General features: G+C 42.3%; 21 protein-coding genes. 11 read left to right on the top strand and 10 right to left on the bottom strand.

Annotated elements, in window-relative coordinates; translation table 11 throughout:
• Positions 1-95: 95 nt before the first annotated feature.
• From ftsZ to MgSA37_RS20475, 5 genes are all read left to right on the top strand, one after another.
• Entirely contained in the window at positions 96-1709 is a 1614-nt protein-coding gene (gene ftsZ / locus MgSA37_RS20495; protein ID WP_096354575.1) for a cell division protein FtsZ, read from the top strand.
• A gap of 212 nt (positions 1710-1921) precedes the next feature.
• Positions 1922-3166, top strand: a complete 1245-nt coding sequence (locus MgSA37_RS20490; RefSeq protein WP_096354573.1) for an aminotransferase class I/II-fold pyridoxal phosphate-dependent enzyme — start codon at positions 1922-1924, stop codon at positions 3164-3166.
• Positions 3167-3391: 225 nt separating this feature from the next.
• The gene (locus MgSA37_RS20485; protein ID WP_096354571.1) at positions 3392-4768 is read left to right on the top strand and encodes a sensor histidine kinase; all 1377 of its coding nucleotides are present in this window, start codon (positions 3392-3394) and stop codon (positions 4766-4768) included.
• Between the two features lie 88 nt (positions 4769-4856).
• Positions 4857-6272 (top strand): glycoside hydrolase family 125 protein, encoded by a 1416-nt coding sequence (locus MgSA37_RS20480; protein ID WP_096354569.1) that lies wholly within the window; start codon positions 4857-4859, stop codon positions 6270-6272.
• A 343-nt stretch (positions 6273-6615) separates the two neighbouring features.
• Positions 6616-6792: a histone H1 gene (locus MgSA37_RS20475; protein WP_096354567.1), complete on the top strand. Its 177-nt coding sequence runs from the start codon at positions 6616-6618 to the stop codon at positions 6790-6792.
• Between the two features lie 73 nt (positions 6793-6865).
• On the opposite strand, the gene dapA is transcribed toward MgSA37_RS20475, so the two are convergent.
• Together dapA and MgSA37_RS20465 are read right to left on the bottom strand one after the other, a co-directional pair.
• Entirely contained in the window at positions 6866-7744 is an 879-nt protein-coding gene (gene dapA, locus MgSA37_RS20470) for a 4-hydroxy-tetrahydrodipicolinate synthase (protein WP_096354565.1), read from the bottom strand.
• 135 nt (positions 7745-7879) lie between these two features.
• Positions 7880-10336 (bottom strand): DUF5686 and carboxypeptidase regulatory-like domain-containing protein, encoded by a 2457-nt coding sequence (locus MgSA37_RS20465; RefSeq protein WP_096354563.1) that lies wholly within the window; start codon positions 10334-10336, stop codon positions 7880-7882.
• A gap of 91 nt (positions 10337-10427) precedes the next feature.
• On the opposite strand from MgSA37_RS20465, the gene MgSA37_RS28370 reads away from it, so the two are divergent.
• Both MgSA37_RS28370 and MgSA37_RS20460 read left to right on the top strand, forming a co-directional pair.
• The gene (locus MgSA37_RS28370; protein WP_157750660.1) at positions 10428-10568 is read left to right on the top strand and encodes a hypothetical protein; all 141 of its coding nucleotides are present in this window, start codon (positions 10428-10430) and stop codon (positions 10566-10568) included.
• Complete coding sequence (locus MgSA37_RS20460) at positions 10540-10728, top strand: hypothetical protein (RefSeq protein ID WP_096354561.1); 189 nt, start codon at positions 10540-10542, stop codon at positions 10726-10728. Before MgSA37_RS28370 ends, MgSA37_RS20460 begins: the two co-directional genes overlap by 29 nt.
• Before the next feature lie 30 nt (positions 10729-10758).
• Here the strand turns inward: MgSA37_RS20460 and MgSA37_RS20455 are convergent, their stop codons facing one another.
• A complete protein-coding gene (locus MgSA37_RS20455) occupies positions 10759-11271 on the bottom strand; it encodes a hypothetical protein (protein ID WP_096354559.1) in 513 nt (170 codons plus the stop codon).
• A 355-nt stretch (positions 11272-11626) separates the two neighbouring features.
• Positions 11627-13642, bottom strand: a complete 2016-nt coding sequence (ligA, locus tag MgSA37_RS20450) for an NAD-dependent DNA ligase LigA (protein WP_096354557.1) — start codon at positions 13640-13642, stop codon at positions 11627-11629.
• 291 nt (positions 13643-13933) lie between these two features.
• On the opposite strand from ligA, the gene MgSA37_RS20445 reads away from it, so the two are divergent.
• Complete coding sequence (locus MgSA37_RS20445; RefSeq protein WP_172885351.1) at positions 13934-14305, top strand: YXWGXW repeat-containing protein; 372 nt, start codon at positions 13934-13936, stop codon at positions 14303-14305.
• Positions 14306-14380: 75 nt separating this feature from the next.
• Here the strand turns inward: MgSA37_RS20445 and MgSA37_RS20440 are convergent, their stop codons facing one another.
• Positions 14381-15298, bottom strand: a complete 918-nt coding sequence (locus MgSA37_RS20440) for a DUF6263 family protein (protein WP_096354555.1) — start codon at positions 15296-15298, stop codon at positions 14381-14383.
• A 916-nt stretch (positions 15299-16214) separates the two neighbouring features.
• The gene (locus MgSA37_RS20435) at positions 16215-17948 is read right to left on the bottom strand and encodes a DUF885 domain-containing protein (protein WP_232010697.1); all 1734 of its coding nucleotides are present in this window, start codon (positions 17946-17948) and stop codon (positions 16215-16217) included.
• Positions 17949-18164: 216 nt separating this feature from the next.
• Here MgSA37_RS20435 and MgSA37_RS20430 point away from each other — a divergent pair, with 216 nt between their 5' ends.
• Positions 18165-18638: a DinB family protein gene (locus MgSA37_RS20430; RefSeq protein ID WP_096354553.1), complete on the top strand. Its 474-nt coding sequence runs from the start codon at positions 18165-18167 to the stop codon at positions 18636-18638.
• 116 nt (positions 18639-18754) lie between these two features.
• On the opposite strand, the gene MgSA37_RS20425 is transcribed toward MgSA37_RS20430, so the two are convergent.
• Positions 18755-20041 carry a DUF3887 domain-containing protein gene (locus tag MgSA37_RS20425; RefSeq protein ID WP_096354552.1) on the bottom strand — a complete coding sequence of 429 codons (1287 nt, stop codon included), beginning with the start codon at positions 20039-20041 and terminating at the stop codon, positions 18755-18757.
• Between the two features lie 153 nt (positions 20042-20194).
• On the opposite strand from MgSA37_RS20425, the gene MgSA37_RS20420 reads away from it, so the two are divergent.
• Positions 20195-20572, top strand: coding sequence for a hypothetical protein (locus tag MgSA37_RS20420; protein ID WP_096354551.1), 378 nt, complete (start codon positions 20195-20197; stop codon positions 20570-20572).
• An 81-nt stretch (positions 20573-20653) separates the two neighbouring features.
• Here MgSA37_RS20420 and MgSA37_RS20415 read toward each other — a convergent pair whose 3' ends face one another.
• Both MgSA37_RS20415 and MgSA37_RS20410 read right to left on the bottom strand, forming a co-directional pair.
• A complete protein-coding gene (locus MgSA37_RS20415; RefSeq protein ID WP_096354550.1) occupies positions 20654-21037 on the bottom strand; it encodes a DUF3037 domain-containing protein in 384 nt (127 codons plus the stop codon).
• A complete protein-coding gene (locus tag MgSA37_RS20410; protein WP_096354548.1) occupies positions 21015-21812 on the bottom strand; it encodes a HipA family kinase in 798 nt (265 codons plus the stop codon). Before MgSA37_RS20410 ends, MgSA37_RS20415 begins: the two co-directional genes overlap by 23 nt.
• A 332-nt stretch (positions 21813-22144) precedes the next feature.
• Here MgSA37_RS20410 and MgSA37_RS20405 point away from each other — a divergent pair, with 332 nt between their 5' ends.
• Positions 22145-24583 carry a TonB-dependent receptor gene (locus MgSA37_RS20405; protein WP_096354546.1) on the top strand — a complete coding sequence of 813 codons (2439 nt, stop codon included), beginning with the start codon at positions 22145-22147 and terminating at the stop codon, positions 24581-24583.
• A 368-nt stretch (positions 24584-24951) separates the two neighbouring features.
• On the opposite strand, the gene MgSA37_RS20400 is transcribed toward MgSA37_RS20405, so the two are convergent.
• Positions 24952-25332, bottom strand: a complete 381-nt coding sequence (locus MgSA37_RS20400) for a DUF1634 domain-containing protein (protein ID WP_096354545.1) — start codon at positions 25330-25332, stop codon at positions 24952-24954.
• Positions 25333-25352: the final 20 nt, after the last annotated feature.

Raw genomic sequence — 25352 nt, 5'->3', positions numbered from 1 at the left:
TTGACAATTGTGGAAAAAGCTTGTGGAAAAAGTTTTATTATTACATTACAGAAATCTGGTTATTCATCAGTCATAAATAACAGAAAATAAGGATTATGAAGTTTGAGATGTTAAAAGAAAAGTCGTCTATCATCAAAGTAATTGGTGTTGGCGGCGGCGGGGGCAACGCGGTAAACCACATGTACAGGCAGGGGATCACCGGCGTTGATTTTATTGTTTGCAATACCGACGCGCAGGCATTGGAATTAAGCCCAATCCCAAACAAAGTACAGCTGGGCGCCAGCCTTACTGAAGGTATGGGCGCAGGGTCGATCCCTGAAGTTGGAAAAAATTCAGCGATTGAAAATATCGATGATATTAAACAGATGCTGGGCTCAAACACCAAGATGCTGTTTATTACTGCCGGGATGGGTGGTGGCACAGGTACGGGCGCAAGTCCTATTATTGCCAAGGCCGCCCGCGAAATGGACATATTAACTGTTGGTATCATCACTACTCCTTTTGCCTTTGAAGGTAAGCGCCGCAAATTGCAGGCGGAAGAGGGAATGGAAGAGTTTAAAAAATATGTCGATTCGTTTTTGGTGATCTCCAATGACAGGCTTCGCCAGATTTTTGGTAACCTTACCTTAGGTTCAGCATTTGCACAGGCCGATAATATTTTAACAACTGCGGCAAAAGGTATCGCCGAAATTATAACGCTTCCCGGCTATGTAAACGTCGATTTTAAAGATGTGCGCACCGTTATGAAAGATAGCGGGGTGTCTATCATGGGCAGTTCATCAGCTGAAGGTGAAAACCGGGCATTAAAAGCAGTTGAAGGCGCTTTATCCTCTCCATTGTTAAAAGACAATGAAATTGAGGGCGCACGTTATATCCTGCTGAATATAAGCTCAGGCCTTCAGGAGGTTACTATGGATGAAGTAAGTATCATTACCGACTACATACAGGAAGAAGCCGGCTTAATGGCCGACGTGATTTGGGGAAACTGTATTGATGAAAACCTGGGCGATAAGCTTTGTGTAACCATCATTGCTACAGGATTTCAGACAAGGGACGAGCGCGAAAAGAAAGAAGGGGAAAAGAAAATTATTTCGATCCTTGATCCTGCGGTCCCTCACAATCCACGCGCTGTAAATGAATTTATAACCCCGGTTAAGCCAGAAACTCCCGCATCGGGCCCTTACCTCAAAGGCGGGCATGAAAAACATAAAGAAGAGCCAAAACAAACCGGCTTGTTTGATCTGTTTGCACCGCGTGCTGAAGAGCCCGCGCAGGTAAAATACAGCTGGTTAAATGAAGAACCTGCGCCTGTAGAAAATGAATCGCCTGAAATGCCCGAAATGACTTTTAAGGTGGTTGAGCCGGTGGCCAGCGTTGAATCTGTTAAGGAACAGAGAATGCCTGAGCCGGAACCTGAACCAGAAGTTGTGGTGGGTAAAGATGATCATAAAACGGATGAATCCATTGAGGAACAGTTACGCAAATCGCGTGAGCGCATTATGCGCCTGAAGGACCTCAGTATGAAATTACGCAACGGCAACCTACAGGAAATGGAAAATGTACCAGCCTACAAACGTAAAGAAATAGCCTTGCAGCAGACCCCTGCTTCTGATGAAAGCCAGGTGTCAAGGTTTTCTTTATTGCCGGATAACGAAGGTAATACCGAGATCAGGGGAAATAATTCTTTCCTGCATGATAATGTGGATTAAGTCCGAAAGTCAGTAATCCCGATAGCTATCGGGACCGGAAGTCCGAAAGAAGAATCGTCTTAGATTAGTTTTCTTTCGGACTTTTTCATTTTTACCTTTCGGACTTTCGGTCTTCCCGACTCTCGGACTGCTTATAGCCTATTATAAAAAGTAATAACCATTGCTACTAAACGCTTTAAGGGCTATATTTGCACTTTAAATAAGAAAGCATTTTGGACATATTCGATAAAATATCAAAAAACATGGGTGGCCCGCTTGGGCAACACCAAAAATGGTCTCATGGTTATTTTTCATACCCAAAACTTGAGGGTGAAATAGGCGCGCACATGATGTTTAACGGCAAAGAACATTTAGTTTGGAGCCTTAACAATTACCTGGGATTGGCAAACCATCCCGAAGTAAGAGAAGCTGATGCGCAGGCTGCTGCCGACTACGGTATGGCTTATCCAATGGGGGCACGTATGATGTCGGGCAACTCAAAGCACCACGAAGAACTGGAAAATGACCTTGCAGCATATGTTGGTAAAGAAGATGCCTATTTGCTTAACTACGGTTACCAGGGCATGTTATCCATCATCGATACATTGGTTGACCGTAACGATGTGATTGTTTATGATGCTGAATCGCATGCCTGTATCATTGACGGCCTGAGGCTGCATATGGGCAAACGTTATGTTTATCAGCATAATGATATTGAAAGCTGCGAAAAGCAATTGGAACGCGCCACCAAATTAGCAGCAACCACCGGTGGTGGCATCTTACTGATCACCGAAGGCGTTTTTGGCATGTCAGGTGCGCAGGGCAAGTTGAAAGAGATAGTTGCCCTGAAAGATAAATTCAACTTCCGTATTTTGGTTGATGATGCCCACGGTTTCGGAACAATGGGTAAAACCGGCGCAGGCACACATGAAGAACAGGATTGTGTTGAAGGCATTGATATTTACTTTGGCACCTTCGCCAAGTCAATGGCCGGGATAGGAGCCTTTGTTGCTGCCGACAAACAAATTGTTGATTACCTGCGCTATAACATGCGCTCGCAGATATTTGCCAAGGCATTGCCTATGCCGATGGTGTTAGGTTTGAAAAAAAGACTTGAATTGTTGCGTTCAAAACCGGAACTACGCGAAAAGCTATGGGCGATTACCAATGCTTTACAAAACGGACTGAAAGAACGCGGTTTTAACCTGGGTGTTACCAATACCATGGTTACCCCGGTATTTTTAGAAGGAGAACTATATGAGGCTACCGCGTTAACCCGCGACCTGCGCGAAAACTACGGCATCTTTTGCTCCATTGTGATCTACCCGGTGATCCCGAAAGGCTTGATCCTGTTAAGGCTGATCCCTACCGCGGCACACAGCCTGGAGGATGTTCAAAGAACATTGGATGCTTACAGTGAAATGGCTGAAAAGTTAAAAGCAGGTTATTATAAAGAGAACAGAATGGTGGTGGCATAGTCATGCACAAATCAGATATTCAAAGCCTTCCGGTATTCCGGGAGGCTTTTTTTGTATCGTTGTATTCGCCCGGGCGCTCTTAAATCAAATAGTGGCTTTGTCAACTATTGGTCCTTTTTTGTAAAACAATACAACTCTGCGTTTGTAATTCCGTACAAAGTAAGCAAACCGGTTTGTGTTTTCTTGATCTGAAGACAATCTTTAACCCACCGGCGTGCTGTTGTAATGAAGAGAGTGATCATTTCCTTAACTTTAATTGTGTTAATTGCCACTGCTGCAATCAGCGTTACACATTACTATGCAGTAAAAATTATTTCATCCACAAGGGCCTATATAAATTTCGAAGCCCAATATGCAAAAGGCGAAAAAGATGCCACCAGGCACCTGGTCAGCTACCTTAACTCGCATGATGAAGTTGATTACCTGTATTTTAAAAGTGATATCAGCATTCCTAAAGGCGATAGCATCGCGCGGGAAGCACTTATGTTGGGTAAAGATACCCGGATAGCCCGCATCGGCTTTTTAATGGGCGGGAATAACAAAGAGGACCTGCCGCAATTGGTTTGGTTTTTCAGCCAATTCAAAAACAAGCCTTTCTTTAAAACAGCCATCGAAACCTGGCAGCAGGCTGATATGCTGGTGTCCAAATTAAACGCCATCGGCGTCACCGCGCATCGCGATGTTACTGCAGGAAAGCCTGTAGATGGCGATGGTTTGATATTACGGGTCAATACCATCTCTGATAATCTCACCATCAAACAACAGAACTTTTCAGCTATATTGGGTGATACATCTCGGATGGTCGACCATTATGTATTTATTCTCGACCTGGTTATTCCTTTTATCATACTACTTTGTTCGGCCTTGCTGGCCGGTATTATGCTCCGCAAGTTGCATACTTCGCAAAAAGTAATTCTGGAGCAAAACAAAGCATTAAATAACATGAACGAGCGCATCAAAAAATTCGCCTATTCGGTTACTCATGATTTAAGGTCGCCTATTGCGTCGTTAACTGGCCTGGTTTCGGTGCTGGAGCGCGAAAAAGATATCACCAGGCTTCCGGATTATACCGAAATGATGCGCGAAACGCTTGAGCTGCAGGATAAATACATTCGTGATGTTTTAAATACCATCCGGAACGAAAGCACTAAAAAGGAAGAAATTTGCAACCTGGTGGAATTGGTAAACGATATAAAAAACCAGAACAGTTTTTTTGCCGATGGACATAAGGTGAATTTTTTGAGCGAACTGGAAGTATGGGAACTTAAATGCAATATCGCCGATATAAAAGTGGTTTTTAATAACCTGATCTCCAATGCCGTTAAATATGCTGATTTTAATAAGCCTGAACAATGGATCAAGGTAAAATCGTACCGTAAAGATGAGCAGTGTATTATTGAAATTGAGGATAATGGCCTGGGCATAAAGTCCGACCAAAAAGAAAATATATTTAAAAAGTACTTTAAATCCGGCACCAACAAAAAAAGTATGGGCCTCGGGTTGTACTTTGCCAAACAAGCCATTGAAGAAATGAACGGTACCATTACAGTAAAATCCCTGCCAGGCAAAGGGACTTCTTTTATTGTAGCATTGCCATTGTAATTTTTAAACAAGAGGTAATAAAATATTTGTAAGCCTTTCGGTAATCCGGAGGGCTTTTTTACTTTTACAGCTTACCAATTGAAACACCATGCTAACACGTCGCGATTTTATAAAAATTAACGGGATAACCACCGCCGGAATAGGGATGGGCCTTAAACCAACATGGTTCGGCGCCAATAGATTCGAAAGTAAACGGCCGCCGCTTGCCAGCCGCAAATTTACCAGCAAAGCCGTAGAGGCGAAGATTAGCAAAGTAAAGGCAGCAATTAAAGATCCTGAATTGGCCTGGCTGTTTGAAAACTGCTACCCCAATACGCTGGATACCACAGTTAATTATTCCGTTAAAAACGGCCGCCCCGATACCTTTGTTATCACCGGCGATATTGATGCCATGTGGATGCGCGATTCCTCCGCACAGGTTTGGCCCTATCTGCCCCTGGTAAAGGAAGATGCCGAACTTAGAAACCTTATCAAAGGCGTATTAAACCGGCAGGCTGCCTGTGTACTGATCGATCCTTATGCCAACGCCTTTAATGCCGGCCCTACCGGCAGCGAATGGGACAGTGACCGCACCGATATGAAGCCTGAGCTGCATGAGCGAAAATGGGAGGTGGATTCGCTTTGTTACCCCATCCGTTTGGCCTATAATTACTGGAAAACCAGCGGCGACAACAGTTTCTTCGACGAAAACTGGCAAAAGGCAGGTAAACGCATTCTCTTTACTTTTAAAGAACAACAACGTAAAAATGGCCCTGGCCCCTATCATTTCCAGCGGCGTACCGAGGTAGCCAGCGATACCGCTCCTAATGGCGGTTTTGGTAACCCCGTTAAACCCGTCGGGTTGATCTGTTCCATCTTCCGGCCATCTGATGATGCTACGATATACCCTTTTTTAATCCCTTCCAATTATTTCGCCGTCGTTAGTTTAAAGCAAATGGCCGAAATGTTCCTCGTTATAGGCAAAGACAGTAAAACCTCGGCAGAATGTAAGGTGCTGGCAACAGAAGTTCATGCCGCCATTGAGAAATATGCAACCAAGCAACACCCGGTTTATGGAAAAGTATTGGCGTATGAGGTTGACGGTTTTGGTAACCAACTATTTATGGACGACGCGAACGTGCCTTGCTTACTGGCATTGCCATACCTTGGCGCTTTATCAAACCATGATCCGCTTTACCTGAATACCCGCCGTATGGTGTTGAGCAGCGCCAACCCTTACTTTTTTAAAGGCAAGGCTGCCGAAGGGGTAGGAGGGCCGCACGTAGGCATGAATTATATCTGGCCAATGAGCATTATCATGCGCGGGCTAACCTCAACCGATAAAAATGAGATCATAAAGTGCATCCATTGGCTGAAAACCACCCATGCCAATACCGGTTTTATGCATGAATCATTCAATAAAGACGATCCAACTGACTTTACACGCAAATGGTTTGCATGGGCCAATACATTATTCGGCGAATTGATCATCAAAACACATCAATATTATCCGGAAATATTATAGCAATTAAGTCTTTAATACTACTTTTTGGCAGAGTATTAAAAATATAGCAATCTGCCAATATTTAACGTGTTTTTGAACTTGAAATCGTTTTGTTTTAATTATTGGCTAATTTATGATTAAATATTATCATCAAATTGGCAGGGTGTGGGTATATTAAATAAGTTTTGCTATGGTGACGAAATATCTAATATGTATTTAATATTACTAACTTCGCTTAAATGTTAAAAAAAACCACTTTAAAGGCGTTATTTTTATGCGTTAAAAGTTTTTAATTTAGAAAAAACAGTTTAGATTAGCTTTACAAAACAATAAACCTCAATATTTTTAAAAAGGAGTAACTGAAATGAAAAAATTTACTGAAGTAAAAGAACTAGTAGCGTCTTTGGAAGCAGATGCTGACAAATTTTACAACAAGGGTAACAGCGCAGCTGGCACCCGCGTTCGTAAGGGAATGCAAGATCTCAAGAATTTAGCCCAAGCTATTCGTTTGGAAGTTCAGGAAGCGAAGAACAAAGCTTAGTTTCAACAAAAGGCTTACAAAAGCTTTATTCCAATAAAAAACCCGCCCTTACCAATTAGGGCGGGTTTTTTATTTATATGAATTTCTTTAATTCGGCAGCTATCTTTCCGGCAGTACCGGCGCTTACCTGTACCAATGGGAGGCGTAAATGATCTTCGCAAAGCCCAAGGTGTTTCAGCGCAGTTTTTGCTCCGGCAGGACTGCCTTCAACAAACATCAGGCGCGTAAAGTCAATCAGGTTGGAATGTATGATCTGAGCGGCTTTGTAATTTCCGTCAAGACATAGCCGTACCATATCCGATGTTTGGCGCGGCAAAACATTACCGGTTACGGATATAACACCAACACCACCCAATGCCATCATGGGCAAAGTAACCGGGTCATCGCCCGAGATCATCAGGAAATCGGCGGGTTTATCCCGCATGATCTGGTTGATCTGGTCGAAATTGCCGCCAGCCTCCTTTATACCAATAATATTTTTAAAATCATGTGCCAGCCTTACAACTGTGTCAGCATTTACATTGCTGCCGGTACGGCTGGGTACATTATATAAAATAACAGGCAATGTTGCTGCCTGCGCTATTGCCTTGTAATGCTGGTAAATGCCTTCCTGTGTGGGCTTGTTATAATGCGGGCTGGCCGATAAAATGGCATCGTACCCGGTTGTATCAAACTGTTTTACTTGTTCCACCACTTCGTGGGTATTGTTGCCGCCAATGCCGGCTACCAGGCCCACACGCCCCTTAACTACGCCCGAGGTAAAGGCCCAAACCTGTTTTCGTTCCTCATTGCTCAGGGTGGCGCTTTCGCCGGTAGTACCCAGGGAAACCAGGTATTCTACCCCGCCGTCAATCAAATGGTTAATTACTCTGCCCAATGCATCGTAATCTACCTGTCCGTCTGCATGAAAAGGCGTTATGATGGCAACGCCTGTCCCGTAAAATTTATTCATCTCAATAATTAAAGGGTGCTAATATAGCAAATTGCTATTAGTTCATGGTTCATAGTTGATAGTTCATGGTTTTTTTGTCAATAGCCCAAAAGAATAGGCCGCACGTAAAATCCCGAAGACAGAACACCCTGTAATCTATTTAAAACTCACTCCAAGCCTCAACGCCGATCTGATATTACTGCCGCTGTTAAATGAGGTGCCATACATCAGCCTGATGTTGAGGTATTGCACCCCAAAACCTAATTCGGTATAGTTTTTTAGTGCCGGTGTGCTTAAATAATTGATGTCGGCAATCTCCTTCAATTTCAGCTTCCTTAACAATGGGATTTTGTTTAAAATAAAGCCGGAGAAATTCTGCTCCAGGTGGCCTTCAATATACTCGGTATTAGTGCTGAAGGTATAGTAGTTTAACAGCAGGAAAGTATTGATGCCGCCGTTGGCCAGCAATACTTCATTACCTGCAAATTGCTTATAGTCGGGGTAATAAACGCTGCTGTTATTCAGGAATTTTCCGGCAGCAATATAGAAAGAGGTATTGCCCAAAACGCCCGTTTTGATGTTTGATTTGGAGATATCGGCAGCAATAAGGTCATAATCCACATCCGACCCTAAGGCGCCTTTAATGCCCTTAATGTAACTCAGGCCGACGGTAGGGTAGGGCGAGGGTAAATATCTCCGGCCCGTTGGAAAAGTCTCATATTTATCGCTAAAATCATAAGTAGTGCGCAGGGTGACCTTAAAAGATTGATTTTCAGGAAACAACAACGCATTGCCAGCGGGCAGTACGGGGTTGTTTGAGGTGTATTCCCTGTCTCCCGGGTTAAAAAAGCTAAATTCAGACGTGTTACCGAGCGATTTACGGTCCGCCCATTCTGCCGCCGCGTACGCCTGCCAGCCGCCGCTTATGCGCTTGTAAAGCGACAGCGATACGAATCGTTTCTGGTACAGTTTTTCATAATTCTGCCGCTCAAACAAACTATAAAATGTATTAACCAGCGAGGATACCGGGTTGGTATAATTCAGGTCGGTAATCTCTGAGCCTGCGTTAAAGCCGAGCATCGCATCGCCCACCGGCACGGCGCCCGTTACGCTTCCCGTAAATTTTTTATCCGAAAAACCATACCCGGCTTTAGCTCCTATAAAAAGGTAACGGTTATTAGCCGTATCAATTTGTTTGCTGTAGGATGCACCGTAGTTAATGGCAAACCCCTGCACGGTATTAAACTTAATGGCAGTAATGGCCGGGTCGAAGTTATAATATTCATGGTCGTACCGGTTACTGTGCCGATACCCGCTTAATAAAAATTTGTCAGGTTTAAATTGGTTGTTCACCTTATCCAGTGAATCAAGATAGGGTTTGGACTCTTTTTTTGCGGCCAGTACCGCTTTATTTTTGTAGTCCGTTTTTTCTTCGGCAGTTAACGGCACCGGCCGTTCGTTCTCCCAAAATGCCGAATCCTTTTTATTTACACCCTTATCGATGCGCCACACTTCCGAAAACTCTTTTTTAGTGAAAGTCGGCGAAAGGTCGTAGTCTTTGTAAACCGAGATATAGTATCCGCCGACTTTAAATCCAAGCAAGCCTGCCGTAAAGTCGAACTTAAGCGACGAGGGCATCCAAGCTTTTTCGCTCACAGGGAAAAATTGTTCATTCAGCCGCAGGGTATCTACAAAGTTGATGTTCTGTTTTTTGGTGATAAAAAGGTTGAGGCCATAAATGCGCCAGCTATCTTCCAATATATAAATGTAACCCTGGAAACATGCATCATATATCCTTTTAGGTTTAACCTGTATCTTATCGACGGTTTGGCCATTCTCGGTAGAAAAGCCGATATATTTATAGGTATAATAAAATAGCGCATTATCGGCAATAGGTGAGATCACCGGCCTGTTGCTGATGCCTTCCCAGTTCTGGATGTTATTGTAAAAATTTACTTCAAGGTCCGATGCCCGGTTAAAGCTGAATGCCTGGTTGCTGCCGGATACTTTTGACGAGATCATTTCCTCGTGTACGTCACCAGGCCGTTTAAAGCTGTATTTCGATTCCGACTCCGACAGGTATAAAATGCCTTTCCTGTTCGAGTCGAGCCCGTTTTCCCTGGCAAATTTTTGAACATCAAACCCAAGGATCTTTTTTGGTGCGCCTAATAATTTTTGCATGCCTTTTATATACACCCCGCAGGTGTAGGCATTCACTTCGTTAAGGTGTTCTTTGCGCTTTTTGATGGCCTTTCTGATGATGCCGTAGGCCGGGTCTTCGCCGCCCGATGCTACTGTAACATCCGCAAGTTGGTAGGTTTCGGTCTTTAATACGATATTGATCACCTGGCTGCCGGTGAGCGCAGTTTTCCGGCTCTCCTGTTGATAACCAACCGCTTTGTATGCCACTTCATAATTTCCAGGTTTTAACTGCAGGATATATACACCTTCGCCATTGGCCGATGTGCCGCGCGTAGTGTTTTTGACATAAACACTTGCAAATGGCACAGGCTTACCATACTCATCGGTTATTTTACCGCTAATGGTAGTGAGCTGGGCTTCTAAATGGAGACTGAGGAGTAGTGAAAATGAAAAAAGTAAAATAAATTTCATGCGGTAAGGAATGTTTAAGCTAAGATGAAAGTTAATTTGCAAAAGTTACAGGGCGGTTTGGTTAATTAATGTTAAAGATTAGATTTTACCCATGTTTCAAGGGCTCTGGCAGGTATTTGGAATGACTAACGAAAAAAGTAATGCCACCAGGTGTTCTGCTATAGCTGTTATTGTTGATGGAGAGGAGGGTTATATCAACTACCATGGCCTGGCTAACCTGGCTGAAACATAGGTATAAAAATGCGGCAGATGTATTAAGGCAAACGTTGCCTGATGATAAAGCAGCCGATGCGCTGCTGTGGCGGATTGCCGCGCATAAAGATAAGCGGTTGGTTTATTTTATAATGATAACTGCAAAACCGGTATCCATTTACGGATACCGGTTTTTTTGAATTTAATCAATCGAGCCGGTGCCGGCTGAATTATTTCAAAACAGATATAATCTTTGGTATTACGTTAATCTTTGTTGTTACATCTAAATCACTATAAATAACTTTTCCAAGCAATGTAACCGATGAGACATAAACATGTGAGCAGCAGTTGTTTGATAGCCTGGTTGTTAAATATAAAGTGTCCGGTTTTAAGTTAGCTACTTGCAAAACCATCGTATCAAGATCGTTTTCATATAATACACTGGTACTGAAGACGCGTTTGGCACTGTCAATATTTATGATGGATTGTGCAGTATCCGGATGCCCGTTTACAATATGGCTTATTTTAAGCTGATTTAAATGGTATTTAGCCAGTTTCCCAAAAAACAGGTCTTGTTTTGATGTTTTGTCAAGGATTTTGAAACGTGCCGTTGCTGATATCGATTGATTGCCTTTACAGTCGGGGCAAGTGGTTGCATCCTGGGAGCTGCAACCAGCGGCTAATATTGAAAAAAAAGCCAGGCAAATAACGCGGAGGGGCTTGATGCTACTTAGGGGTGTCATAGTCGTCAAAGTTTTATAAAAAAATAATATTTAAATACCGGAACTGAATGTTATAAAATAAAAGTTAATTGTTTTAAAGTTTATTGTTTATCTGAACAAATATATAAATTTTAGTAAAAGTGTTATGTTTAAAAAAAAATTATAAAAATATGAGCGGTTCATATTTTATAATTTTTGTGGGGGGCTCTGCCGACCCGGAACAGGGCGGCTACGGTTCCGGCTCTGGTAGGCGTTACTGAAACAGCATTAACACATTACTGCCGGGTACGATATATTAAACTATCCGCGTTTTTCAGCAAAAGGATAAGTAAATATTACAATCTGCCAAAGCCGGCTCCAAACTGCTCCATGCTTTTTATCCGATCATCGCCAGCAAATCATCATCTGTAATAATAGGAATATTCAGTTTGGTTGCTTTTTCAAGCTTGGCGGGCCCCATGTTATCGCCGGCTACCAGGTAATTGAGTTTAGCTGAGATGCTGCTCACAATTTTGCCCCCGTTTTGCTCTATGATATTGGTGAGTTCGTCCCGTGAGTATTTGGCAAATACGCCGCTGATGATAAACGTTTTGCCGCTAAGTGTTTCACTGGCCAGGCTCACCTCTTTTTCTTCAGTCACAAACTGCAGGCCATGGGCTTTTAGTTTTTCAATTTCCTCCTTGTGGCGTTCGTCCTTAAAGTAATCTAATATGCTGATGGCAATCCGCTCGCCGATCTCCTCAGCAGTAATCAGTTCATCAAAGGAAGCAGCCGCCAGTTTATCTACGTTTTTAAAATGCACCGCCAGTTTTTTGGCAACGGTAGCGCCCACATAGCGGATGCCAAGGCCAAACAGCACTTTATCAAAAGGCATTTCTTTCGATTTTTCAATACCTTCCAACATATTGGTGATGGATTTTTCGCCGAAACGGTCCATCAATTTCAGTTCCCCGCTATGATCCTTTAAGCTATAAATGTCACTGATGTGGTTGATAAACCCTTTTTGGTAAAGCGTTTCGATGGTTTCATCGCCCAGCCCGTCAATATTCATGGCCTTTCGGTCAATAAAATGCTGCATTTTACCCACTATCTGCGGCGGGCAGCCTTCATCGTTGGGGCAATAGAAAGCTGCTTCGCCTTCTTTTCGTTCAAGCAAAGTACCGCAAGCCGGGCAGCTGGTAATATAGGCAATAGCTTCTGCACCGGGTTTGCGCTTATCTAAATTTACGCCCGTAATTTTAGGGATGATCTCGCCGCCTTTTTCAACGTATACCCAATCGCCGGTATGCAACTTTAGCCGTTTTTCAATTTCATCGGCGTTGTGCAGCGTGGCACGTTTTACGGTGGTGCCGGCTAAAAAAACAGGTTTTAAATTGGCTACAGGCGTAACGGCGCCGGTGCGACCTACCTGGTAGCTAACTGAAAGTAACTCCGTTTCGGCCTGCTCGGCTTTAAATTTATAGGCGATGGCCCAACGGGGCGATTTGGCCGTAAAACCCAGCTCCTGTTGCTGTGCGTAGCTGTTTACTTTAATAACTATTCCGTCGATGTCATAACTCAATCCAAAGCGTTTTTTGTCCCATAGATTGATGAATTCAAAAACATCATTTATTGTATGGCAGAGCCTGCTGTGTTCATTTACCTGGAAGCCCCAGTTTTTTACTGCCTGCAAGCTTTCCCAATGGGTTTTATAGATAATATTATCGGTATATAAAAAATAGAGGAAACAATCCAGCGGCCGTTTCGCAACCTCCGCTGAATCCTGCATTTTGATGGTGCCTGACGCGAAGTTGCGTGGGTTGGCATAAGGTGTTTCGCCGTTCTCTACGCGCTCATTATTCAGGCGTTCAAATGCTTTCAGGTGCATAAATACTTCACCCCTTATTTCAAAATGTTGGGGGAAATCACTTTGATGTAACTTTTTGGGAATAGTATTTATCGTGCGAACATTGGCTGTTACATCATCACCCTGTACGCCGTCGCCCCGCGTTACTGCGCGTACCAGTTTGCCCTGTTCGTAAGTTAGGCTCATGGATAAGCCGTCAAACTTTAATTCACAAACATATTCAAAGTTATCGCCAATAGCCTTGCGTATGCGCTGGTCAAAATCCAGCAGTTCCTGCTCGTTATAGGTATTCCCCAGCGATAACATAGGCCATTTATGCTTTACCGTGATAAACTCTTTGGTAATAAAGCCGCCAACCTGTTGGGTAGGAGAATCGGGGTCAGCAAATTCGGGGAACTGTTTTTCCAATTGGACAAGTTCTTCCAGTTTTTTATCGAAGTCGAAATCAGAAATGCTGGGCATAGCCAGTACATAATAATTGTAATTATGCTGTTTGATTTCTGACGAAAGGGTTTCTATTCGGTTTTTTGCTTCTGCCGGTGACATGGAACGAAGATAAGTTTTTAGTGGGAAAGTTATAAAAAAACACGAAGAAAGGATAAAATGAAACTGGTTGTGAGTTATGTGCACTGCTATAACAGTGCACATGAATTGCTATTTTTATAATAATATAATTAATAGTTATTTAATCAAAAAAAAGCAATTAACAGGCAATTTTGTATGACAAACTTTAACCTGATAATAATATTTTTATCTATTAAAAACAATTCTGCAATAAATTGTTTTTGTAAATTAATGGCATATAATTTTGAAATATAATATTAAACTTTATTAGCTTTGTTTAGTCCTAAATTAAAAAAATCAACAATTTTTAAAATGAAAAAGATCACACGAATTTTTACAGTATTGGCAGTTGTTTCGGTAGCTGCATTTACGCAAGCTAAAGCCCAGGTGGATATTGGAGTTAATCTTCAGCTTCACCGTCCTGTAGCCTATGAAAGGAATGAAAGGATACATCCTAACCGTCCTTCTGCCGCCCACGTTTGGGTAGCTGAAGAGTGGAGGTGGAATCCCGGAAGACGTAATTATGAATATGTAGCAGGCCACTGGGGGCTTCCGCCAAGGCATGGTGGAATGTGGATGGCCGGACATTGGGAAAAAAGGAAATTCCGTCGCGGTTTTTACTGGGTTCCCGGACATTGGAGATAATATCGTTATTAATAACAAATAGTGTTAAAGCCGCCTCGTTGCATATTTGAGGCGGCTTTTTTATGCTGTATTTTGTTATTTTCCGGTTACATTTATTTCTGTTTTTATCATCATCGGGATTGTCATCCCACCCGGGGTTTTAGGATTATCCATTATTTCAAGACTGCCCTGTGTAAACTGTTTAATATTTAACGCGCTTATCCACCCCGTTTTTTTGTCAATTTTTATATCAGTTACCATGCCGCCGTTTAATTCGTATTTCAACGGAGTGCCACTATCTTGTTCCGGTTTTATGTCCTCATCGGTAGTTATTATCCCATCGCCGTGAATTATAAAAACATCCGGCGAGATATCCGTCAGCTGGTAAACGGTTTTAACCCGGGCTTTTGCAGGCGATGATAAATTTGAATTAACGGTCCACTTGGCATTTTTGGCCAAGCCGCTGTTCGGAAAAATAGCAACACCATTTTCCAGGCTGCCTTTAAATGCATTTTCGCCAAATGACTGCACAAACCGGCTTTTGATCTGCTCTTTTTTTGTTGCGTCCATCAGCCTGAAATTGTCAAAAGCATCCAGAAATATTTTATCCAGGTTTTTAACAGCGATAACTTTCCCCCTTACCGTGATTGCGATATTGAAGGGTTTATTCACTATGGCAGCCATAAGTAATGAAGCGGTGTCGGTTTTTTCTTTTTGCGCCGAATTCATATTTATGGTAGTATCCTGCATGTGTATATTCATTTCAATGGCCTGGTAGTGCACGCCCATATTATAAACGGAGTCCGTTTTGCCCATTACCTTAAAAGCCATAGTAAATGAAAGCCCCACTTTTACTTTGTTCTCCCGGCCGTGTATATTTTGCGTTAGTTCTGTTGTTCCCGAACTCGACATATAATAGGTTTCCCCTGTAATCAAATGCAGTAATGGTTTAAAGGGCTGAGCGTAAACAGCCGCCAGTATTAATGAGAAAAAGAAAGATAAAAGGTATTTCATACTAAAGCTGTTTGAATTCAGCAGCAAGTAAAGATATTACAAAGAAAAATAACGGGAGTAAAAAAGCATAAACGCACCTTTAACCTGAGAAATTAGCATACACGGTGTAATTTAGCTTGTTTGCAGTAGGACGGACAATAAACAGATATAGCCAGGCTCTCAACCCTGGCTATAACTCAAACTAGCATTATCATTAAATATTCACTCAACTGTTTATACGGAAAATCATTTGGCCGGGTTACAAAAAAAAAGCCCCGACAATAAGCCCGGGGCAATAATTTTTATTGCTTCAAATCAATAAAAAAACAAAAACATTAAAACATGCTTTTGCGTTTGATCATTGATATACTGGTTTTAATAATGAAGAATACAGGAACTGCCTGAATTGCTATGCCAATATATGTGAGTGTATTCATGATAATAGGAGTTTGAGAGTATAGTCATAAAACGACAAATATCGTACCCTAAAAACGGAAACTGCCCGTGCGTTGAACCTGCGCGTTTTTTTATTTTAAATGGGAAAAATGAATAAATTTAAGATGGGGAATTTGTGTAAATTTTTACACAAATTGTAGAAATATTTACACGTTTATAATAGAAAAATATTAGCTTTTCTGACTCTTTTTCCTGTTTTTTTCAGGATTTCCCTCGCGAAACATATAGCGTTACTTCTTCTTATTATTTCCGCTCTCCTTTTTTATTGGGCTAAATAAATGTTTTTACTTTTTTAAAGCAGTAAAATAGCGGTGCCAAAAAAATACCTGAACTACCTGATACACAACATATGTGCCACACAAGCTCGCCTGTTTTTGAGGATGAACAAATTGGTTGAATTATTTAACTCATTACGATAATTTTTCCAATTAATTTTTGTCGAAATTATACCGCTACCAATTGTTTAACCAGGTTGCGCCTGTTAGCCACCCGGTGTAACTTCTTTGGCTAACATCGCTTCTTTGATGTACCGTATGGGTGCGCTGCCGTAACTTAAAAACTTTTCGTTAAAATCTTTCAGTTTGTATTTATCGCCCATTTTCTTTTTATAAGCTTCCCTTAGCTCGATGATCTCCTTGTATCCCGCAAAATAACTATCGAGTTGAACACTGGATTCGGTCACGCGCTTCCATTTACCGTCAGCTTCGGCCTGCTGCTGAAAGCCATCCCCGGTAAGTAATTTCATGGCGTCCTGTTTTGGCATGTTTTCATTATGTACCTTATAGTCCAAAATGGCATTACAAACCGCACGCAGGTGCCATTTGTACCACATCAGCTTCATTTCGGGCTCATCGCTATACCCGTTTTCCATCATCATTTCTTCGCTGTAAACAGCCCAGCCTTCAATCATCGCGCTATTGCCAAAAATTGATTTGACCAGGCTTGGCGCTTTATTTGCGTAAACCAACTGCACATAATGGCCCGGTATGGCTTCATGGATGCACAAAATCTGCATCGTATAGTGATTATATTCGCGCAGGTAACTTTCTGCTTTTTCAGCAGGCCATCCCCCAAGGCTACCAACATTAAAATAGGAATTGCCCTCTTTATCATAAGCGCCAGGCGCACTCATTGAAGCGCCTGCTACGCCAGCCATGTAACCAGGTTCTTTCCGTACCAGCAAAGGCCTGGTCGGGTCCAGCGTAACCAGGTTTTTTGCCCGTACAAACGCAGTAAGTTTTGGCAGCGTATTTTCAATGGCAGACTGGAAGTCGCCCGGCGAAACATGGTTTGACGAGATGGTGTCAATTACACGGGCAACCATGTCGAGTGAATCAACTGGCAACGGTTTGGTGCCAAAATATTTCGGCCACAGTTTTTTGCTTACCTGCACCATTTCGCGATGGATGTATTTCATGCGCTCAATAGCAGCATTATACATCTGCTGGGGCGAGGATTCTGATTGAATTTCGTATTTAAATTTTGCATCATACAGGTCTTTTCCAAGCCTGAAGCTTCGCGGGCGATCATTTTTTAGGGCCTTCAGCCATTCCGCAAATCCTTTTATTACTTCAGCCGAAGCATGTGCCTTGTCTGTCATTTGCTGTTGCTCAGCCGCAGGGATGTTTGATTTTTTCAGCGAATCTTCATAATCCTTTTCAAAAATACTTAAGCCGCCCAGGTGTTGCTCAACGGCAAGCGCTGTTAATTCAGCCACCGGGTTTTTTATCTGCTTCTCAGCCTCTTTGTAATACGCCGGGATGTTTGACATTTTTTGATAAAAATTGCGCAGCCGTTTGGCCAAAGGAGCATAATGTTCATTTAAAATATAGGCGAATGTGCGGGTAACATTATAGGATGTTGGGTCCCACTGGTAGGCTTTTAGTTGTTGGATGCTCCACTCGGTTTTTTGCATTTCATTTTGCATCACCTGGTAATCAATTTTATTGGCATCATTTAAAGTAGTGATATCAAACCTGCTTAATGAGTCGAGCTGTAACTTGGCATAATTAACCATTTTGTCCCTGCTTTTATCATCGGGTACAAACAACAGGCTATCATATTTATGATAGCCTGCGGTGGTGGCCCAATCAGGATTTAGCTTCCATAAACCTTCAAGGAAATTGTTTTCATATACGGCAAATGCACCATCGTCTCTGCCTGCCTGCGGGCCAACCGAACCGTCTTTTTTACACCCTGAAAAAAAGAGTGCCACGATAACAACTGTAATTAATATTTTTTTGATCACCGGGATATTCAGTTTGTTTTGGAAAAATATAAACTTAAAACATTTAGCCGAAATAAATTAACAGAAAGCGAACACTTGCGTAAAATTTTTATTAATACGCTTTATTTGTAATGTGGCTTTAATTATTTGGTAATTTTAACAACCAAATGAACGGATATTTGTTCAACCAGTATACGAAACTTTATGGATAACCATGATAAAATAATAATAGCCGAATTAACAAAATTACTGCTTGGCGGCACAGCCCATATTTCGCTGCAGGATGCACTGAGAGACTTAAAACCGGAATTGCGGGGCGAAAAAGCCGCACACATGCCATACAGTATCTGGCAGTTGGTTGAACACATCCGGATAGCACAATGGGATATGTTACAGTTTAGCAAAGATGCGGAACACAAATCGCCCAAATGGCCGGATGATTACTGGCCCAAAGAAAACGCCCCTGCAAACGAAAGCCTCTGGGCCGGGGCAATCACTCAGATAAACAGCGATCTGGATGAATTTATTGAACTAATGGAACACAGTAATCTTTATGAGAAACTACCGCATGGCGACGGGCAAAATATTTTGCGGGAAGCTTTGCAAATGGCCGATCACAACGCTTATCATATTGGCGAGATCGTAGCTTTAAGAAGGTTTTTTGGCGATTGGAAGTAATGCTTTTTACCGGCCCGGCCCTCTCCATGGGAGAGGGCTTTAACTGTTTTAATTTTTAGCTTTATCTTCTTAAGAACTCTCTCCTTTGGAGAGGGCAGGGTGAGGCCTTCGGGTTCTTACTTCACCTTATTTATAAAATCCACCATCCCGGGTACCAGGCCTGCGCTCAGTGGCAGATCCGGGTTAGTATAAGTATCTATATTTTTATCTTCGTCAGCCGGGGCATCCTTTAAAATATGGTTCATCCCTTTTATGATCAGCATTTGGGCATCTGATTTTGCTTTCTTTAATTTTTCAGCGTTATCTACAGCTACATTAAGGTCAGTAGTTCCCTGGATGATCAGTGCCGGAATTTTCATTGCTTTCATTCCCCTGGTGGGAACCAGGCGACATACTGACATCAAAAAGTTTTGAATAGCTGGCCTCGCTATGAAATATAGCGATGGGTCAACTTTATCGGTTGTTTTTCCCTTTTTCAGGCTGTCTAAAATGGCTTTAAATTCATCCTGCTGGTATTTGGGTTTCGATTTCATTTGGTCCATCAAAACCTTGTCTCCCTGTTCGCTTGCAGATTCTGCAGCAATATACCCCTTCGCCGGGCGGTCGATAATTGCGATCATAGATACCAGCGCTCCCTCGCCATGCCCGAATACGATGATTTTTGAGAAACGCTGGTCATCATTCAGCATGTTTATCAAACTGCCTGCGTCATCGCTGTAATCGTCGATGCGTAACTGCGATTCCTTAGTCGAACTTACGCTCTGGCCCACGTTGCGTTTATCGTACCGCAGCGAGGCTATGCCATTTTTGCCCAGTTCTTCAGCCAAAAGCTTATATATGTTGGCAGTTAAGCCGCTCTTTTCATTATTCCCATCCCGGTCGGTGGGGCCGGCATCGCCCACAATAAGTACTACGGGTACTTTACCGCTGGTATTATTGGGCATGGCCAGTGTGCCTGAGATCTGGCCCGAAAATGTTTTGAGCAATACCGGTGATTCGGTGATGGATGGATCAACCGCCGGTTTAGCAACCGCCGATTCCTGGTAAGGGCCCAGCAGCAGACCGGTTAATTTGTTTTGCGGGTTTAAAGATACATTAAGTAAAAAAATGCTGTTTTTAAATGTGGCTTTATAAACAGCCAGCGATTCGCCGTACTTAATAAACTCCGTCTTTAACAGATTACCATATTGAGCTTTTAACTGCTCGGTTGTGGGTTTAAAATTGCTTAACGGTAAAGCCGCCTTCATTTCAGGGCTGAACATGCTGAAAATACTATCAACCTGGTTGTTGTTATAAAACTGTTTGAATTTTGTTAGAACAGAAACATAGTTAACGGGCTCGGCCTGGGCATGAGCCCTGGCGGTCATCAGCGCAATGGTTATAAGTAGGGTAACTCTTTTCATCAGGTATAATCAGTAAAAAATTTACAGCTCCGAAATTAATAAAAAATCGGGCAGGTTTTCGCTTTCATCCTTTTAAATAACATTTCAGGTGGCTTAAATTGCTGCTTTTCAACTATTGCAAAACCTTTTGATAAAATTCAGTATTATCAGTTTATGGAATTAAGTACTCAAATTGCCTGGTTATTTACACTGGCGATACCAATTGCCTGCATTGCCTGGACCGTTACTCACGAAGAAGTTTTTCGTGAGCCGCGGGAGTATTGCGCTAAACGCTGCCATAACGGCAAAACCATTGCCGAGCGCAAGTTTTTTTACCTTTTTACCTGCGAATATTGCTTTAGCCATTATATTGTTGCTATCATGTTGTTTATCACCCATTTTCAGTTACTGTTTAATGACTGGCGGGGCTATTTAATAGCTGGGTTCGCACTGGTATTTATTGCTAATGTGTATATGAGTTTGTTCGCGTTGATCAGGATTGATTTGAAAAAAGTGCGGGTTGAGACAGAAATTGAAGAGAGGAAGAAATAATTAACTTTTCTTTTACAACAACCGGTGGCTTTTGCAATCCGAAACTGGCTCAACTATGGCCCCGCCGAACTTTTTACTTAATCAAACTACCAATTGCCCAAATAACCTTTCCAGCGTTTGCCCCGCATCTTTGCAAAAACCGGGATGTACTTTTGAGGTTTGCACGATGGTACTGCGGGTAGCTGTGAGCCAGCGAAAGCGGGAGGCGATATCCAGTTTACCGATAGGGCCCGCGTCTTTGCCGCCGATGCAGATTCGTTCAATGGAGCAGATATGCTCTTTCAATTCGGCCAGGTCAAGGCCGGGGGCAAAAGCTTTCAGCCGTTTCTCATCCAGCAGGTACCTGGCCTGGAGGAATTTTTGTTTGGCGCAAAAAACAATCACCCCTATATTCAGAAATTCTTCGCGCTCAACCCTTGGCACCACGCGGATCACGGCATATTCAAATAAGTATTCCTGCTGCATGCTGAGCTTCTTTAATAAAAATTTCTGAATGGGCTATCCTGGTCAGCAAAAATTCTGCATAGGCTTCACGGTATTCGTGGGGAGAGCTGAATGTAGTTTCCCCGGTCAGCCATTCATCAGGTACCAATGCTACAATTGCTTTGATGCGTTCGGGTGTAAGTATCGCCTTGAACTCCGCGTCAACGGTTTCCAATTCTGTAGCCCCCGGTAGTAATACATGGTCCTTTACCAGTATAAAGGGGCGTTTGGCCTGTTCGCGCCAGTTATCCCATGAGTGATGAAAATATAACGCGGCGCCATGATCAATCAGCCATAATTCTTTATGCCAGGTAAGCATATTGGTATTGCGCGGCGTACGGTCAACATTCATTAGCAAGCAATCGAGCCAAACAATTTGCGAAGCAGGTTTTGCATCCAGACGGGTAATTGCCGGGTCGAACGTGATGGCGCCCGAAAGGTAATGCAGGGCCAGGTTTAGCCCGACACTTGCTTTAAGCAGGTCCTGGATCTCCTCATCCGGTTCAGTGCGCCCAAATGCTTCGTCCAGGTTGGCAAAAACAATCTCAGGCACTTTAAGGCCCAGCGCGCGTGCAATTTCGCCGCCGATCAATTCTGCTATTAATGCCCTGCTGCCTTGTCCTGCACCACGGAATTTCAGTACATACAAAAAACCGTCATCCGCTTCGGCTATGGCAGGTAAAGAGCCACCTTCGCGCAATGGCGTAACATAACGGGTAACATTAACGGTGCGTAATTGTGGCAAACTAAAATTCATTAATTTTATGGCTCTTTGGCCGCGGTAAATTTAAAGCAATATTGAAAAGAAATCTATTTTTTGCATTTTTATAATTTTCAGGGGACGAAATATGTATACTGCCTGATATTTAAATACGGTATAATCTGCCGGGCAAACAGGTATATTTTAGAATAGCGGGACAATATGCTTATTGGTATAGATAATATGCCACTTGATATGTCCAATAAACTCATTGGTGTAATTGCTATAATATTTCGCTCATTAAATTTATCGGCTAAATTATTGTTGGTATATTGTGGGCGATTTAATTAAAGGATAATTTTTATAGATATTTTCTACACAAACTATTAATGAAGTTTTTAGTCGGGTGCTTATTGTCAGCGTTCCTGTCGTGTTTTTTTTATAATTTACATGCACAGGTAAATGTTACGGCCATAAGAGGCAAAATATTAGCAGAGAATAACATATCTGCCGAAGGCGCAACTATCATCCTGATAAAATATAAAGATTCCTCCATCGTCAATACCGCAGCAGCGGGCATAAACGGCGTTTTTGAATTTGCAAATATCAATGCGGGCGACTACCTCATCCTGGTAAGCAAAGCCGGTTGCGAAAAATTATATTCGGGACCCTACCCGGTAAAATCCGGGCAGATCTTTACCACGCCGGATATTTTTTTAAAGCTCACCATACAAAAACTTAGCGGGGTAACCATAAACAGCACCCGCCCTGAACTTGAAGCCCAGCCCGGTAAGCTTATCCTTAATGTTCAGAACAGTTTAAGCGCCCAGGGGAATTCTGCCTTTGATATTTTACGGGAGACGCCCGGTGTAAGAGTTGATAACAGCAATAATATCAACATTATCGGGCGTCAGAATGCATTGATCACTATCAATGATGTACCCGCCAATTTAACCGGCGAGGATCTTGCGAGCGTTTTAAGGGGCATCCAGGCCAACACCATCGACAGGATTGAACTGATTACCGCTGGTTCCGCAAAAAACGATGCGTCAAGCGGAGGTATTATCAATATCATCCTGAAGAAAGGAAAAAACACCGGATTTAATGGCTCATTTACCGGAGTGGCCGGTTATGGTAAATATTATAAAAGCAATGCGGGGATTGTGTTTAATAACCGTACTGACAAGGTAAATATCTTTGGAAACTACAGCATTACTAAAAATAAGGAACTTCATACCATTACTACCGACCGGGATGTGGATTTCAACGAGATATTAAGCCACTATCATTCCGACTATAAAAGCGTTGTCGGCAGGGCAATCGATAATTTTGGCCTTGGCGCCGATTTTTACCTGTCCAAAACCCAAACTATTGGTTTTTTAGTGAACGGCTCATTAACTGACAATGATTTTGTGAAAAATAACTCTTTAAAAATTTATCACCAGTCGGTTTTTGATTCTACGGTAATTGCCAATTCAAGCCCTGATAGAAATATTACGCGCGTAAACTATAACATTAATTATAGTGGAAAACTGGATAGCGCGGGGGAAACGCTTTCTGCGAATATTAACTACACCACCAATAACCGAAGTTCAACCGAGTACATAACAAATACTTTTTTTGATGCTTCCGGAAACCCGACCGGTGCGCCATTGTTACTGCAGAATTCATCGCCGTCAAATATCCGGCAAATGGTTTCCATGATCGATTTTGTGGATCCTGTCTCGAAAACATCGAAATTTGAAGCGGGGCTTAAATTTAGCAATGTTGTTAGCACTAACGACCTGTTGTTTGGCCCCCTGATAAATGGCGTGTACACCAGCGATCCTAATTACAGCGATCACTTTAAATATACTGAAAACGTTAATGCGGCCTATGCGGATTACCAAACCAGGATGAACAAGTTTGACCTGACGGTGGGACTGCGTGCCGTTCAAACCGTAGCCAAAGGAATTTCTGACACCTGGGGCCAGGTAGTTAATTACAATTATATTGATTTGTTACCAAGCCTGTTGATGGCATATAAAGCTGACGATAAAAACGAATATTCGCTAAGTTTTAACCGTACTACAAAGCGGCCCGGTTATGAAGATGTGAACCCATTTCTATATTATATCGACCTGTATGATTATCGATCGGGAAACCCCAGCCTGAGACCGGAATACACAACGAATATTGAACTGACCTATAGTCACAATAAATCATTTGCTGCTACCTTATACAGCAATACTACCACCGAAGCCTATGAATTCAGGTATTACGTTCAAAATGACACCACTAAGGTAAACATCAATATCCCGAAAAATTTTGGTACTATTTATAATGTGGGATTGAGGCTTTTAGCGCCGGTAACATTTACCAACTGGTGGAGGGCCGATTTTAAACTGGATGCATCTTACCAGCGGTATGTAGCCTATCCGCAAAACGGCAATTTAAACAAGGGAACCAAGGATATTATTTTATCTGGCAGTCAGAGTTTTAAGATCAGTAATTCGATTTCGGCAGGGCTGATCGGGTTTTATGAAACGCCGAGTTTTTATGGTATAAGCCAGTTTAAAGCAAACTACTACGCAGATGGTTACATCAGCACACAACTATTTGATAAAAGGGGTACGTTGAAGTTAAGCATGACCGATATTTTTAACACCCTGCGAGACAGGTTCAATACCAATTACCAGAACCTGAACTTTTCAGTCGTGGATAAAATAGAAACGCAGGTGGTGAAGCTGGCCTTTACTTACCGCTTCGGTAAAACAACCTTTAAAACAATTACACACCCTACCGGAAACGAAGAAGAACAAAACAGGCTGAACAGTAAAGAGAACTAGTTTCATGCCATAATAAATTGACGTTCGGTTTTTTATCAGAAAAGCTTAAAAATGCCTGGAGGATGTTATCTAAGATAGTGTAAACCCTGTTGTGATGGTTTAATGTGTAAATATCTTATTGTTAGGTATTTACAAAATTTAAATTCCTGAAAGTGTAAACCTTTTGTAAACCCTTTTTGTGCTTTTTCCCTTCAATGAACTTATAGATTGACGATAGGTTAATTTATGATTGACAGGACACTAGTGTTGATGCCTGCAGTCTTTTGCCGGAAGTCCCAAGTCGAAATTTTACGTTTTTCTCACTTCTCACTTTTAACTTTAGACTTAAGAACAAGCGCCGACTCAGGAGTGATACAGCAACAGGTTAATTATCCTGCCCGCCCGGTCATCATACTAAAAAAGATAATGGATAAAACCACCAGGCTGATGGCCACATACATGTAATCTTTTTCGAGCACAAAACCGATTGTCGAAAACACTACCCTCATGATGGGTGTGGCTATAAGCAGTACAATACCGAACTGGATTATAGCCTGGCCTTTAATATTCAAAATCCCATAAATTATGCCTGACGGATGCTGCACAAAATCGGGTATGCCGTTAAATACTTTGTAATTGGCTATCGAATGACCGTGCCTAACCAAATAAAAGATGCCGCCAATAAAAACGATGCTGATGGATATTATTGTTCCGGCTCTCAAAACCTGGCCCAGCAATAATTGCATGTCTTTGTCTTTAAATTTTGTCATGTCTGTTTTTAAGTTGATTG

Source organism: Mucilaginibacter gotjawali, assembly GCF_002355435.1.
GTDB classification, from domain to species: Bacteria; Bacteroidota; Bacteroidia; order Sphingobacteriales; family Sphingobacteriaceae; genus Mucilaginibacter; species Mucilaginibacter gotjawali.
Note: the sequence above shows the minus strand (reverse complement) of the source record. Positions and strands in the feature narration are given on the sequence as shown.